Raw genomic sequence first — 14,016 nt, forward strand, 5'->3', positions numbered from 1 at the left:
GCTGTCAGAACCGCTCGGGCGCGCTTGCTTCGAAAAGCGACGCACGGGAAATGTTGAGGGCCGGCATGGAAAGCCCCTCGCCCGCGCGCGGGCGGCCGGACAGGCGAGCCGGCAGGCGACGCCCGCTGGCGCCCTCGATTCGGCGATTGGCGAGGGCCAGGCGGGCGAAGGAGAGAACGGAACGGTCGATGGGTGCGGTTTGCATGGCGAATCTCGTATCGGGCGCTTAACTCCCGCATCCTTTATGAATCCTTCGCGCCACTTGCGGTAGCGGGACGGTTGCATAGCTCACCTGCGCGATACGCGCGGCCTTTCTGGCGCTCCCTTCATCCTTTCTTCATATTCCCGCGCTCGGCTCCCGCTCACCCGCCGTTCGGCCAACCGGAGATCCCATCATGTTCCAAAGCTTCGACGAAGCCGGCAGCTCGGCCGAAAGCGCCAGCCGGCTCGACCGTCTGAAGACGATTCTGGCGCAGGCGGGGGTCGACGGCTTCCTCGTGCCGCGCGCGGACGAGCACCAGAACGAGTACATTCCCGAATCGGCCGAGCGCCTGCGCTGGCTCACGGGCTTCACCGGCTCGGCCGGCTTCGCGGTGGTGCTGCCGGACAAGGCGGCGGTCTTCTCGGACGGCCGCTATACCGTTCAGCTATCCGCCCAGCTCGACACGCGCGCCTTCACGCCCGTCAACTCCGTGGAAACCACCCTCGCCAGCTATCTGGAGGCCAACGCGAAGGGCCTGAAGATCGGATTCGACCCCTGGCTGCATACGCTCGGGGAGGTCGCCGCGCTGCGCAAGGCGGGCGAACGCCACGGATTCACCCTCGTGCCGATGTCGCGCAACGCCATCGATCTGGTCTGGCAGGACCGCCCGGCAGCGCCCAAGGGCCGCGTCTCCATCCACCCGGACGAGTTCGCGGGCCGGACGGCCGAGGAGAAGCGCGAGGAGCTGGCCCGCGCCGTGGATAAGGCCGGCGCCGAACTGGCGGTCCTCTCCGACCCCGCCTCGATCGCGTGGGCGCTGAACATTCGCGGGCAGGACGTGGCGCACAAGCCGCTGGCGCTCAGCTTCCTCGTTCTGCGCCAGAACGGCCTGCCGGTCCTCTTCATGGACCCGGACAAGCTCGACGACCGGACCCGCCCGCCCCTGGCCGAACGCGCCGAGCTCGCCGCGCCGGAGAGCTTCGAGCGCGAGTTGCGCAAGCTCGCGCAGGGCGCACGCGTGATGCTGGACCCGGCCCTCACCGCGCGACGCATCGCCGACATCGTGGAAAGCGCCGGCGGCACGGTGGTGGAAGCGCCCGACCCGGTGGCCCTGCCCCGCGCCCGCAAGAACGAGGCGGAGATCGCGGGCTCGCGCGCCGCGCACAGGCGCGACGGCGCCGCGATGGTGGCGTTCCTCGCCTGGCTCGACGGTCAGCCCTCGGGCAGCCTGACGGAGATCGACGCCGCGCAAAAGCTGGAGGAGATTCGCAGGACGTTCGCCGAGCGCGACGGGACGGCCCTGCGCGACATCTCCTTCGACACCATCTCCGCCGCCGGGCCCAACGCCGCCCTGCCCCATTATCGCGTCAACCACGGCTCGAACCGGGTGCTCGGCGAGGGCGAGGTCTATCTCGTGGATTCGGGCGGGCAGTACCAGGACGGCACCACCGACATCACCCGCACCGTCGCCATCGGCGCGGTGCCGCATGAGGTGAAACGCAAGTTCACGCTGGTTCTGAAGGGCATGATCGCCATCTCCACCGCGCGCTTCCCGAAAGGCACGCGCGGCCTCGACCTCGATCCGCTGGCCCGCATCGCGCTGTGGCGCGACGGTTCGGACTACGCCCACGGCACCGGCCACGGGGTCGGGTCCTATCTCGGCGTGCACGAGGGGCCGCAATCGATCTCACGGCGCGGGGCGGCTGTGCTGGAGGCGGGGATGATCCTGTCCAACGAGCCCGGATACTACCGCGAGGGCGCCTTCGGCATCCGCATCGAGAACCTGCTCCTCACCCTGCCCCCGGCAGCGGTGGAGGGCGGCGACATCGAGACGCACGGTTTCGAGACCCTGACCTTCGCGCCCATCGACCGGCGCCTGATCCTGCCTTCGCTCATGGAACGGGGCGAGATCGAGTGGCTGCACGCCTATCACCGCGAGGTGCGCGGGCTTCTCTCCCCGCTGGTGGACGAGGAGGAGCGGCTCTGGCTGGAGCAGGCGACGGCGCCGCTGGCCTGACGACGCCGAAAGGCCCACGGCGGATCCCTCGCCGTGGGCCTTCACGCTTCCCGACGGGGCCGGCTTGCCGTTACTGGCAGAGGCGGCGCGGGCCGTTATAGGGCTGGAACGTGCCCGAGCGCGCGTCGAAGGACCGGTAGCGCTGCGAGCAGTACTGGTACCACTCGTTGGTCCACGGAGCCGGGCGATACGAGGAGTAGGAAGGCGCGGGCTGCGCATAGCGGCGCTCGACATAACGCGGCTGGTTGGCCGCGCCGGCGATGATCGCACCGGCCGCAAGGCCCGCGATCGCGCCGCCGATCACCGCACCGCTGTTGGAGCGGCGGCGGTTGTCGCGATAATGGCGCCGGTCGCCACGGTAGTGCCTGTCACCCCGCCACTGGCGATCGCCCCGCCACTGCCGGTCACCACGGTAGTGGCGGCCACCGTAATACTGCGCCTGCGCCTCGGACGCGCCCAGCACAGAGCCGACCACGGGGGCCGACTGGGGAATGGCTATGGAAGCGGGAAGCATCGCCGCCGCCAGAGCGACCGCCAAAGCCTTCCCGCCGAACAACTTCATGATACGCATGCTCGCCTCCAGGGCGGTTCGTTGAAGAGATGTACTGAATTAACCAGTCTGCGCCTGAACGGTTCCTGAACGCACATGCGAACGGCTCGGGGAGCAAACCGGCGCCGGGCCATAGAAACGCGGCGGTTGACGAAAACTTTTGCGAGACCACGCACTTCGAGGTTCGAATTCGCTCAGCTTTCATCCTATATAGGCGCGACAATCATGCGTTACGGGAGATCGGGATGATCGCGCTACATCGATTCAGGTTCGCCACGCTTCTTGCGGTCTTCACGTTGATCTTCTCCTCGATCGCGGTGGACTATGCCGAAGCACGCCGCGGCGGCAGTTTCGGCAGCCGGGGTGCGCGCACCTTCCAGAGCGCGCCCGCGACCAACACCGCGCCCTCCGCCGCCCCCGTCCAGCGCTCGGTCACGCCCAACCAGGCGGCGCGGCCCGGCGCACCGGCAGCGGGCGCTGCCGCCGGCGCTGCCGCCACGCGCGGCGGCTTCCTCGGCTCGCCGCTGATGCGCGGCTTGCTCCTGGGCGGCCTCTTCGGCGTGCTGATGGGCACGGGCTTCGGCGGCATGGCCGGTATGCTCGGCTTCCTCCTCCAGATCGCGCTGATCGCCGGTCTCGCATTCCTTCTCATCCGCCTCTTCCGCTCGCGCTCGCAGCCGGCGGCAGCGGGCGCCCCGAACCGGATGGCCTATGAGGGCAAGCCCGGGAATACGGGGCGCGACTTCCGCCATCTCGGCGCGGGCCTGGGCGGGGGCGGCGGCGCGGCGGCGGCCGCGGCGCCCGAAAGCGTCTCGAAGGGTGACGAGCTGGGCATCACGCCGGCCGACCTGGAGATTTTCCAGTCCCGCCTCTACGCCCTCCAGGAAGCGTTCGGCCGTGAGGACTACGCCGCGATCCGCGAGATCACCACGCCCGAGATCATGTCCTACCTCTCCGAGGAGCTGTCGCAGAACGCCACGCGCGGCGTGAAGAGCGAGGTGCGCGACGTGGAGCTGTTGCAGGGCGATGTCGCCGAAAGCTGGAAGGAAGGCTCGCGCGAATTCGCCACCGTCGCCATGCGCTACTCGATGATCCAGTTCCTGCGTGACCGCCAGAGCGGCGAGATCGTGGAGGGCAGCGAGAGCGAGCCGGTGGAATCCACCGAGGTCTGGACCTTCCTGCGCGACCATCAGGACGAGTGGAAGCTGACGGCGATCCAGGAGGCCTGATTCGCCTTATCCTGCGAAAACCAGACAGAACGGCGGGCCCCGGTGGCCCGCCGTTCTCGTTTCAGTATCCGGCGCTCCTGGCGAGGGCCGCCGCCAGAAGGCCGACGATCACGGTCTGGAGCACGGAAAGGCGAAGCGCCAGGAAACCCGAGGCGATGATGATGATTCGCTCCAGCCAGCCGCCATCCACGAAGACCGGCGTGACGATGGTGACGAGCATGGCGGCCGGCACCGCGTCCAGCGCCGCCTCGAGGCGCGGCGGCACCCGTTCGAACCGTGACAGCACCAGATGGCCCGCGAAGCGCGTGGCGTAGGTCAGAAGGCCGGAGAGGGCGATCAGAAGCCAGATGTCGCTCACGGCGCACCGTTCCCCGCCGGCCGGCGCAGCGCGGCCACGGCGATGCCCGCGAGGCCGCCGAGCGTAACGTGCCACGGCGAGCCTATCGTGACGTAGACGAGAATGGAGACGATCGCCGCCACGCCGGCGACGGGGAGGAACCCGGCGCGCTGGCGGAACGCCATGGTCTGCGCGATGAAATAGACCGGCAGGATGAGATCGAAGCCGAAGGCCCGCTGGTCCTCGATCAGCCCACCGAAGATCGCTCCCAGAAGCGTCGATACGGACCATCCAACATACAGCATCAGGCCGAAGGTGAAGTAATAGCTGCGCGTGAGCCGGCGGTGCCCCACGCGCTCCTCGGCGGCGGCGAAGAGCGGATCGACCAGAACGAAGAACGCCGCCGCCTTCTCGCCCCGGCTGAAGTGCCCGAGATGGCGCCCGATGGAGGCCGAATAGAGCACGTGGCGAAAATTCAGCGCGACCACGGCGATGAGAATCGACCAGATGGGCGAGGACAGGGCCAGAAGCTGAAGCGCCACGAACTGGCTGGCGCCGGCATAGACGGTGGCCGAGAAACCCACCGTCTGCGCCACGGTCAGGCCGGAATCCACCGCCAGCGTTCCGAACAGGGCCCCGAACGGCATGAGCGCGATGAGAAGCGGCAGCACCTCGCGCGCCCCTTGGCGGACGTCCGCCCATGAGGACACTGCGCCGTGCGAGGGCAGGCTCCGCCCGCCTTGCAGATCCGGCACTGCGCCCCTCCTCCCCCGAGGACGCCCCTTCCTAGAGGCGCATCTCGCCCGAGGGCTCTTCAGGCTCCGGCGTGCCTGGAGCGGCCTTCACGACGTTGCTGGTGAAATCGGCCATCACCACGCGCCACCAATCCACCGTATCCTCGAAATTCTCCGCGCTGACGGACCCCTTCAGGTTCACGTCCATCTCCAGCACAGGCTCGCCCTCGGTGTCGAGATAGGCGCGGCCGAAGCGCTTGTCGCGGTTCCACGCGTTCACCTGCTCCACGGTCAGCCCGGAAACCTCCCAGCCGGCGGCGAAGGAAACCGTGTTGCAATTGGCGTCCAGGTCGTCGCAATCGTAGAAATAGATGACGAAGGAAGTTCCCTCGATCCGCCCCCGGATCATGGGCGTATTGTCACCGGCCACGTCGAGCCGCGCCGAGCCGTAGCCGCGAACGAGGTCCGCGATGGCCTGCGGGTCGGTGCCGTCGATCCGCTCCTGCGCCTGGGAGGAAGCCGTCGCGGCCAGGAGAGACGCGGCGAGGATGGCAGCGGGGACGAACATGGCGAGACTCCCGGAAACACGGCACGCGAAACGCCGGGCCAAGCTATCGCAAAAGCGCCCGCCCGTCACGCGCCCCGCCGGCCGATCCTGTGAAACCAGCCGTCCTCGTCCAGGATTTCGATGCCCAGTTCACGCGCCTTATCGAGCTTGGAGCCGGCGCCGGGGCCGGCCACGACGAGATCGGTCTTTTTCGAAACCGAGCCCGCCACCTTCGCGCCCAGCGCCTCCGCCATCTCCTTGGCCTCGTCGCGGCTCATCTGCTCCAGAGAGCCGGTGAAGACGACGGTCTTGCCGGCCACCGGAGAGGAGGCGGGCGGGCGGGAGCGTTCGTTGGTCGTGGTCACGCCCGCATCGAGAAGCGCCGAAACGGCGTCGCGGTTGTGCGGTTCCTCGAAGAAGTGGATGAGCGAGAGCGTGGCCACGGTGCCGATGTCGCTATCCTTCGTGAGCCGAAGGAAATCGGGCCCCGGCGCGGTCCGCACCGCCTCGCCCAGCGCCTCGCGCAGCGCCGCCGGCTCCTCGCCGTAGCGGCTCTTCAAGGCATGGCGCTGGTTGGCCTTCAGGCCGAGGCCGCCGTCGCGCAAGGGGTTCCAGTCCGGTTCGGCGGCCTTGTCCTGCGCCACCTCCAGCATCCGGTCGAACGTCTTGGAGCCGATGCCCTCCAGCGCGCCGATCTCGGCCCAGGCCTCGCCCGGCTGCTGCCGGCTCGCCTCCGCCATGCCGGCCATGAGCGCGGCCACGTCGTCGAAATGGCGCGCCAGCGCCTTGGCGGTCGCCTCCCCGATATCGGGGATGCCGAGGGCGAAGATGAAGCGGTCGAGCGGCACGCTGCGCCGGTCCTCGATGGCGGCGAGGAGGTTGCGCGTCGCCCCGGCATAGTCGTACGCCTTGCGGGCGCCGCGCACTTTCGGCGCCTCGCCGCGCGCCGCCAGTTCGGCGTCCTCTTTGGCCTCGCGCTCCAGCCGCAGGGCAAGCGCGCGCTCCTCGATCACCTCCTTCAGCGGTTCGAATTCGAGGCGGAAGATGTCTGCGGGCTGGCGCAATATGCCCTTGTCGAACAGCGTCTCGATATAGGCCTCGCCGAAGCCCACGATATCGAAGGCATGGCGCGAGACGAAATGCTTCAGCCCCTCGCGCCCCTGCGCCGGGCAGGTGAGGCCGGCGGTGCAGCGGCGCACCGAATCGGGGCGGCCCGTGCGCGGGTTCACCTCGCGCACCGCCCGGCTGTCGCAGATCGGGCAGCGCTCGGGGAAGCGGAAGGGCACCGCGTCCGGCGGCCGCTTCTCCATCACCACGTCCAGCACCTGCGGAATCACGTCGCCCGCCCGCTGGACGACGACGGTGTCGCCGATGCGGATATCGCGCCCCTCGCGGATCGGCTGCCCGTTCGAATCACGGCCCGCTATGTAATCCTCGTTGTGCAGCGTCACGTTGGAGACGACCACGCCGCCGACCGTGACCGGCGTCAGCCGCGCCAGCGGCGCCAGCTTGCCGGTGCGCCCGACATTGATGTCGATGGCTTCCACCACCGTGGTCGCCTTCTCGGCCGCGAACTTGTGGGCGATGGCCCAGCGCGGCGAGCGCGAGACGAAGCCGAGCCGCCCTTGCAGCTCCAGATCGTCCACCTTGTAGACGACGCCGTCGATGTCGTAGCCGAGGCTGGCCCGCTCCTCCTCGATGGAGTGATAGTGCTCGATCAGTTCGTCCACGCTCTCCAGCCGGCGCATCAGCGGCAGGCGCCCGGCGCGCTCGGCAAGCGTCGTGGAAAAGCCCATGCCGGCCAGCGCCTCCACCATGCCCATCTGCGTGCCTGCCGGCATTTCGCTGACCTCGCCCCAGGCATAGGCGAAGAATTTCAACGGGCGGGAACGGGTGATCTCGGGGTCCTTCTGCCGCAGCGAGCCTGCGGCGGCGTTTCGCGGATTGGCGAACTGGCGGACCACGCGCGTGGGGGCCTGCGGCCCCTCTCCGTCCCCCGCTTCCTCCGTCCCGGCCGCGAGGCGCGCATTCAGCGCGGCGAAATCGCCATGGGTCATGTAGACCTCGCCGCGCACCTCGAAGACATCCGGCCGCAGGCCCGCCAGGCGATGGGGAATATCGTCGATCGTCAGCGCGTTGGCGGTCACGTCCTCGCCCACTGCCCCGTCGCCGCGCGTGGCGGCGGATACGAGGCGGCCGTTCTCGTAGCGCAGCGAGAGCGAAAGCCCGTCGATCTTCGGCTCGGCCGTGATGGCGAGCGGCGCTTCTGCCTTCAGCCCCAGGAAGCGCCGCACCCGCCGGGCGAAATCCGCCACGTCCTCGTCCGTGAAGGCATTGTCCAGCGAGAGCATGGGCAGGGCGTGCGTGATCTTGGCGAACTTGGCGGACGGCGCCGAGCCCACCTTCCGCGAGGGCGAATCGGCGCGCACCAGATGCGGAAAGCGCCGCTCCAGGGCGGCGTTGCGCCGGCGCAGGAGGTCGTACTGCGCATCGCTGACGGCCGGGTCGTCGTTCTCGTAATAGCGCCGGTCGTGCTCGGCCAGGTCGCGCGCCAGTCTTTCCAGCTCGGCGGCGGCCGCCGCCTCGTCCATCGCCTCGACCTCGGATTGCGAAGACATCGAACGACCGCTCCCCTGCATGGATTGTCAGGACCGCTTGATAGCCGATTCCCGCGGCCCGTCGAAACGATTCAGGCCCCGTGGCCGATCAGTCGGGCGGCGGCCGCGCGTGCCTCGTCGGTCACATGCTCGCCCGCCAGCATCCGGGCGATCTCCTCTTGCCGCGCCGGCACGTCCATCTCCGCCACGCGCGTCGCCAGCCTGTCCTCGCCGCCCGCCACGGCCGCCTTGGAGATGAGCAGATGCGTCGTGGCGCGCGCGGCCACTTGCGGGGCATGGGTGACGGAGAGCACCTGCACGCCCTGCCCGAGCTTGGCGAGGCGCCGCCCGATGGCATCCGCCACCGCGCCGCCGACCCCGGTGTCGATCTCGTCGAAGACCAGCGTCGGCGCCGAGCCCCGGTCCGCCAGCGCCACCTTGAGCGCCAGCAGGAAGCGCGAAAGCTCGCCGCCGGACGCCACCTTCATCATCGGCCCCGCCCGCGTGCCGGGATTGGTGCGCACGAAGAACTCCGCCGTGTCGATGCCGGCGGGCGTCGGGCGCGCGGGGTCGCTCTGCATCTCCACAATGAACTCGGCCCGCTCCAGCTTCATGTCCGGCAGCTCGGCCATCACCGCGCCTTCCAGAAGCCGCGCCGTCGTGCGGCGCTGCCCGGACAACTCCGCCGCCAGCCTGTCGAAGGCGGCGCGGCGCTCGGCCGCCTCACGCTCCAGCGCGCCCACACGCTCCTCCCCGGCATCGAGATCGGCCAGATCGGCGATCATCTTCTCGGCGAGCACCGGCAGCTCGTCCACCGGCAGGTTGTACTTGCGCCCCGCAGCGCGCAGCGCGAACAGCCGCTCTTCCGTCGCCTCCAGCGCGCGCGGGTCGAATTCGAGGCTGCGCAGCGCGCCTTCAAGGCTCGTCTGCGCATCGGACAGCGCATCCAGCGCCGTGTCCAGCCGCTCCAGCGTCTCGTCCAGAAGTCCCGGCAGCTCGTCCTTGCGCCGGTCGAGACGGCGCAGGAGCCCCGCCAGCGCGGGAATGGCGGAGGCGGGGCCCGAAAGCTCCTCATGCGCCTCGTTCACGTCCGAGGCGATCTTTTCCGAGCGCATCATGGTCTGGCGCCTTTCCGCCAGTTCCTCCTCCTCGCCGGCCAGCGGCGAAAGCTCGGACAATTCCTCCACGGCCGCGCGCAAATAGTCGGCCTCGCGCGCCGCCGCCTCCACCCGCGCGCGGTGGCGGGCCAGCTCGCCCTCGCACTGGCGCCATGCGGCATGGGCGGCCGCCACGGCTTCGGCCTGCGCGCCGAGGCCGCCATAGGCATCCAGAAGCTCGCGATGCGCCTCGGGGTCCACCAGCGCCCGGTCGTCGTGCTGGCCGTGGATCTCCACCAGCCCGGCACCCAGCTCGCGCATGAGGGAAACGCTGGCCGGCCTGTCATTGACGAAGACGCGCGTGCGCCCGTCCGCGCCCTGCACGCGGCGCAGGATGAGGTCTCCATCATCCTCGAAGCCGTTGGCCGCCAGCGCGGAGCGCGCGGGATGGTCTCCCGGCAGGTCGAAGACGGCCGTCACCTCCCCCTGCTTCGCGCCATGGCGCACGAGAGAGCCGTCGCCACGCCCGCCGAGCGCCAGCGACAGCGCGTCGAGCAGGATCGACTTGCCCGCGCCCGTCTCGCCGGTCAGCACCGAGAGCCCGTCCTTCAAGGACAGGTCGAGCTTTTCGATCAGCACGATGTCGCGGATGGAAAGATGGACCAGCATGGATGCGGAGCGTGTCGCCTTTGGCGCCGTTGGCGGTGCGAGGCGAACATAAGGTGTCCGGCGCGCGCGGCAAAGCCTCCGGAAGAGGAGCCGGGACCGGAAATGGAGAGGCCGGCTTGAAAGCCGGCCTCTCGGGAAGCGATCAGGCGCTCGGCGGGGGTCCGAGCACCGGGTCGGCCGCGACGGCCGACGGCGCGGGATCGCGCGGGCCGCCCGTGATCAGCCGCGTGGCGTTTCCGAACCAGGAATCGGACGTGCCGTCGCGCGGTTGGAGGCCGCCCGACTGAAGCAGGGCGTAGGAATCGGCATACCACTGCGAATCGGGGAAGTTCTGGCCGAGAACGGAGGCGGCCGCCTGCGCTTCCTGCTGGAGGCCCATGGAGAGATAGGCTTCCGTCAGGCGCGCCAGCGCTTCCTCCACATGGCGGGTCTGCGGGTAGGTATCCACGACATTGCGGAAGCGGTTGATGGCCGCGATATATTCGCGCCGCTCCAGGTAATAGCGCCCGACCTGCATCTCCTTGCCGGCGAGCTGGTCCCGCGCCTGGCGCAGCTTGGCGCGCGAATCCTCGACATATTCGGATTCGGGATAACGGTCGATCACCTCCTGGAACGCGTTCGCCGCGCGCGCCGTCTGCGCCTGGTCGCGCGTCACGTCCGGCATCTGCCGGAAGTAGGAGAGCCCGGTGATGTACTGCGCGTAGGCCGCCTCGTTCGAGCCCGGATAGAGCGTGACGTAGCGGCGCGCGGAGGAGACCGCCTCGTCATAGTCCTGCGCGCGGTAGGAGGTGAAGGAGCGCATGATCAGCGCCCGGCGGGCATATTCCGAATAGGGATGCTGCCGGTCGATCGCCTGGAACTTGGCCGAAGCCTCGCGCAGGCGCCCGTTCTCCAGATTGGCCAGGCCCTGATTGTAGAGCACATCCGCCGGCTCCGTCTGCGAAGCGAGCGCCAGCGCGTCGAAATTGTCGTCGTCACCGCCGGACATGCAGCCCGAGAGCGCCATGGCCGAGACGCCGAGCGCGAGCCCGAGGGCAGCGCGCGTCATGACAGGCCGGCTGCCCTTTCGCGAGTGAATGCGCATGGAAGTCTTCCCCTGCTGATGCGTCCCCGCGCCCGCCGAGGCGGCGCGCCTTCCCGCTTCTCTACAGGCAAGCGGAAAGGTCCGACAACGTTTGAAGACGAGGCAACACGCCTTTTTTGAGGCGCGGCGCCCCGAAAGCGTCAGAGAACCTGCGGCCCGAGGGCCGAGGCGGCCGCCACCGCGAGGGACGCGGCGCGCGAGCTGCGGGCCGGCGCCAGGGGCACTTCCACGATCTCGTAGGCGCTGCGATCCGACAGGAGCGCGCCCAACGCCATCGCGTTCAGCCGGTGGCCGCCGCGATAGGAGCGATAGCAGCCCAGGATGCGCGCGCCGGCCAGGGCCTGGTCGCCGATGGCGTCGAGCGCCTTATGGCGCACGAACTCGTCCTCGTAGCGCAAGCCGCCCGGATTGATGACGCGGTCGTCGTCGCCGATCACGACGGAATTCTCCAGCGACGAGCCCAGCGCGTGGCCGGAGGCCCAGAGCCGCTCCACGTCCTTCATGAAGCCGAAGGTGCGCGCGCGCGCAACTTCGCGGCGGAAGGTCTGGGGCGTCAGGTCGAGCGACAGCATCTGGCGCCCGATGGCGGGCGTGGCGAAGTCGATCTCGATCTCGAAACGGCTGCCGTCATACGGCAGGTATTGGCCGCGCGCACCCTGCATCTCGACGGTCACGGGCTTGAGCACGCGGATCATGCGGCGCGAGGCGCGCTGCTTCACGAGGCCCGCCTCGATCATGCCCTCCACGAATCGGGAGGCGCAGCCGTCCATGATCGGCACCTCGCCGCCCTCGACCTCGATGATGACGTTGTCGACGTCCATCGCGTAAAGGGCCGCCATCAGGTGCTCGACCGTGGAGACGTGCACGCCCTGGACATCGCCCACGACGGTGGCAAGATCGGTGGAGGAGACATTGGCCGAGACGGCGCGAATCTCGCGCACGAAGCCGGAGGGCTCGAACAGGTGGAACACCACTCCGGTGTCGGGTTCGGCCGGATGCAGCACGATGGAGACCGCCGCACCGCCATGGACGCCGACGCCATTGAACTCGATACGCGCGCCGATCGTCTGCTGATGCTGTGTCACGCCCGGAAACATCCTTCTCGCCGATTTCCGATACTCATGCTCGAAGACCGGAAAACCCGCATCACCGCGAGCCGGAGGCCAGGGGCCCTGCCGGCTCATCAGGTGCGAGCTCTTTCTTGTCTCCAAAATAAAGTTCGGCCGGCCCGCGACCAAATCACGCTTTCTTACTCCGTGTTACCGCAACACCTCTTAACGACGGTTTAATCGCAAGCGATTTCAATGCACTAAACGAAACCGGCCCGCCTCTGGAAGAGGCGGGCCGGCTGTTGTGAAGCTGGTTTCGTGAAGAGATCAGCTCGACTGGCGGCGCAGGAAGGCCGGGATTTCGAGCTGATCGTCGTCGCTGGGCTGGCGCAGGGCCTGCGGCGCGGGGCGCGCGGCGGACTCGGCGGCCACGCGGCGCGGCGCATAGGGGCTCGGCTCGGCCGGGCGGGCCGGCTGGGCGGCGCGCGGCTCGTGCGCGCCCTCGTCCTGGCGCGAGAGGCCCGTGGTCAGGCGGCGCAGCAGGCCCATCGGGCCGCGCTCGTCGGCATGGCTCTCGGGTGCCGAGGCGCGGGCGAGCTCGGCCTGCACCACCGGCGGGAACTCGTCCACACGCGGCATGCGGGGCGCGGGCTGCGGCGCCACATGGGCGATCTCCGCTTCGAGGGCGGCGGTGAAGTCGTCCTCCAGATCGGCCATGGGCTCGGGCGCTGCGTAGCTCGCGGCCGCCGGCGCATGGGCCGGGGCGGCGGGCGCCGCATAGGCGGCCGGGGCGTAGGCCGGCTGCGCGGCCGCGGGCGCCTGCACCGGCGCCGGGCGCTGAACCGGCGCGTTGCGGAACTCCGGAGCGCGATCGAAGGCCTCGGCCGCCGTCTTGTCGATGCCCGTCGCGACGACCGACACGCGGATCACGCCTTCCAGCGCCTCGTCGAAGGTGGCGCCGAGGATGATGTTGGCGTCCTGATCGACCTCCTCGCGGATGCGGGTCGCCGCCTCGTCCACCTCGAAGAGCGTCAGGTCGCGCCCGCCGGTGATGGAGATCAGCAGGCCCTTGGCGCCCTTCATCGAGGTCTCGTCGAGCAGCGGGTTGGCGATGGCGGCCTCGGCGGCGGCCATGGCGCGGCCCTCGCCGGATGCCTCGCCCGTGCCCATCATCGCCTTGCCCATCTCGCGCATCACCGAGCGCACGTCGGCGAAGTCGAGATTGATGAGGCCTTCCTTGACCATCAGGTCGGTGATGCAGGCGACACCGGAATAGAGGACCTGGTCCGCCATGCCGAAGGCGTCGGCGAAGGTCGTCTTGTCGTTCGCGATGCGGAACAGGTTCTGGTTCGGGATCACGATGAGCGTGTCGACGCTCTTCTGAAGCTCCTCGATGCCCTGCTCGGCGATGCGCAGGCGGCGCTGGCCCTCGAAGTGGAAGGGCTTGGTGACGACGCCGACGGTGAGGATGCCCTTCTCGCGGGCCGCGCGAGCCACGACCGGCGCCGCGCCCGTGCCGGTGCCGCCACCCATGCCGGCGGTGACGAAGCACATGTGCGACCCGAGCAGGTGATCGCAGATCTCGTCGATGGATTCCTCGGCAGCCGCGCGGCCGACCTCGGGCTGCGAGCCGGCACCCAGGCCCTCGGTGACGGCAACGCCCATCTGGATGACGCGCTCGGCGCGCGAGGAGCGCAGCGCCTGGGCGTCGGTGTTGGCGATCACGAATTCCACGCCCTCGAGACCGGCGTTGATCATGTTGTTGACGGCGTTGCAGCCGCCCCCGCCGACGCCGAACACGGTGATGCGGGGCTTGAGTTCAGTGATGTCCGGCTTCTGCAAATTGATGCTCATGACCGTTTTTCCTCTTCACAGTTGGCCGCCTCGCCGCGTCGGCCGCTGTC

12 protein-coding genes are annotated in these 14,016 nt (G+C 69.3%); 2 read left to right on the plus strand and 10 right to left on the minus strand.

Annotation, left to right across the window (positions count from 1 at the left end):
- Positions 1-4: 4 nt before the first annotated feature.
- Positions 5-205 carry a hypothetical protein gene (locus J7654_RS16595; RefSeq protein ID WP_209736959.1) on the minus strand — a complete coding sequence of 67 codons (201 nt, stop codon included), beginning with the start codon at positions 203-205 and terminating at the stop codon, positions 5-7.
- Between the two features lie 187 nt (positions 206-392).
- Here J7654_RS16595 and J7654_RS16600 point away from each other — a divergent pair, with 187 nt between their 5' ends.
- Complete coding sequence (locus J7654_RS16600) at positions 393-2,219, plus strand: aminopeptidase P family protein (RefSeq protein ID WP_209740637.1); 1,827 nt, start codon at positions 393-395, stop codon at positions 2,217-2,219.
- A gap of 70 nt (positions 2,220-2,289) precedes the next feature.
- Here the strand turns inward: J7654_RS16600 and J7654_RS16605 are convergent, their stop codons facing one another.
- Positions 2,290-2,790: a BA14K family protein gene (locus J7654_RS16605; protein WP_245195542.1), complete on the minus strand. Its 501-nt coding sequence runs from the start codon at positions 2,788-2,790 to the stop codon at positions 2,290-2,292.
- 224 nt (positions 2,791-3,014) lie between these two features.
- Between J7654_RS16605 and J7654_RS16610 the strand changes: the two genes are divergently transcribed.
- Positions 3,015-3,998, plus strand: a complete 984-nt coding sequence (locus J7654_RS16610) for a TIM44-like domain-containing protein (RefSeq protein WP_209736960.1) — start codon at positions 3,015-3,017, stop codon at positions 3,996-3,998.
- 61 nt (positions 3,999-4,059) lie between these two features.
- On the opposite strand, the gene J7654_RS16615 is transcribed toward J7654_RS16610, so the two are convergent.
- From J7654_RS16615 to ftsZ, 8 genes are all read right to left on the minus strand, one after another.
- On the minus strand, positions 4,060-4,356 hold the full coding sequence (locus J7654_RS16615; protein WP_209736961.1) for an AzlD family protein: 297 nt from the start codon (positions 4,354-4,356) through the stop codon (positions 4,060-4,062).
- Entirely contained in the window at positions 4,353-4,982 is a 630-nt protein-coding gene (locus tag J7654_RS16620) for an AzlC family ABC transporter permease (RefSeq protein ID WP_209740641.1), read from the minus strand. Before J7654_RS16620 ends, J7654_RS16615 begins: the two co-directional genes overlap by 4 nt.
- Before the next feature lie 139 nt (positions 4,983-5,121).
- Positions 5,122-5,637, minus strand: a complete 516-nt coding sequence (locus tag J7654_RS16625; protein ID WP_209736962.1) for a YbjN domain-containing protein — start codon at positions 5,635-5,637, stop codon at positions 5,122-5,124.
- 65 nt (positions 5,638-5,702) lie between these two features.
- Positions 5,703-8,234 (minus strand): NAD-dependent DNA ligase LigA, encoded by a 2,532-nt coding sequence (gene ligA / locus J7654_RS16630; protein ID WP_209736963.1) that lies wholly within the window; start codon positions 8,232-8,234, stop codon positions 5,703-5,705.
- 71 nt (positions 8,235-8,305) lie between these two features.
- Positions 8,306-9,979 (minus strand): DNA repair protein RecN, encoded by a 1,674-nt coding sequence (gene recN, locus J7654_RS16635; RefSeq protein ID WP_209736964.1) that lies wholly within the window; start codon positions 9,977-9,979, stop codon positions 8,306-8,308.
- A gap of 142 nt (positions 9,980-10,121) precedes the next feature.
- Positions 10,122-11,027, minus strand: a complete 906-nt coding sequence (locus J7654_RS16640) for an outer membrane protein assembly factor BamD (RefSeq protein ID WP_209736965.1) — start codon at positions 11,025-11,027, stop codon at positions 10,122-10,124.
- 176 nt (positions 11,028-11,203) lie between these two features.
- A complete protein-coding gene (gene lpxC / locus J7654_RS16645; RefSeq protein ID WP_245195544.1) occupies positions 11,204-12,148 on the minus strand; it encodes a UDP-3-O-acyl-N-acetylglucosamine deacetylase in 945 nt (314 codons plus the stop codon).
- A gap of 291 nt (positions 12,149-12,439) precedes the next feature.
- Positions 12,440-13,966, minus strand: coding sequence for a cell division protein FtsZ (ftsZ, locus tag J7654_RS16650; RefSeq protein WP_209736967.1), 1,527 nt, complete (start codon positions 13,964-13,966; stop codon positions 12,440-12,442).
- Between the last annotated feature and the right edge of the window lie 50 nt (positions 13,967-14,016).

The organism is Aureimonas populi, from assembly GCF_017815515.1.
Lineage (GTDB): Bacteria > Pseudomonadota > Alphaproteobacteria > Rhizobiales > Rhizobiaceae > Aureimonas > Aureimonas populi.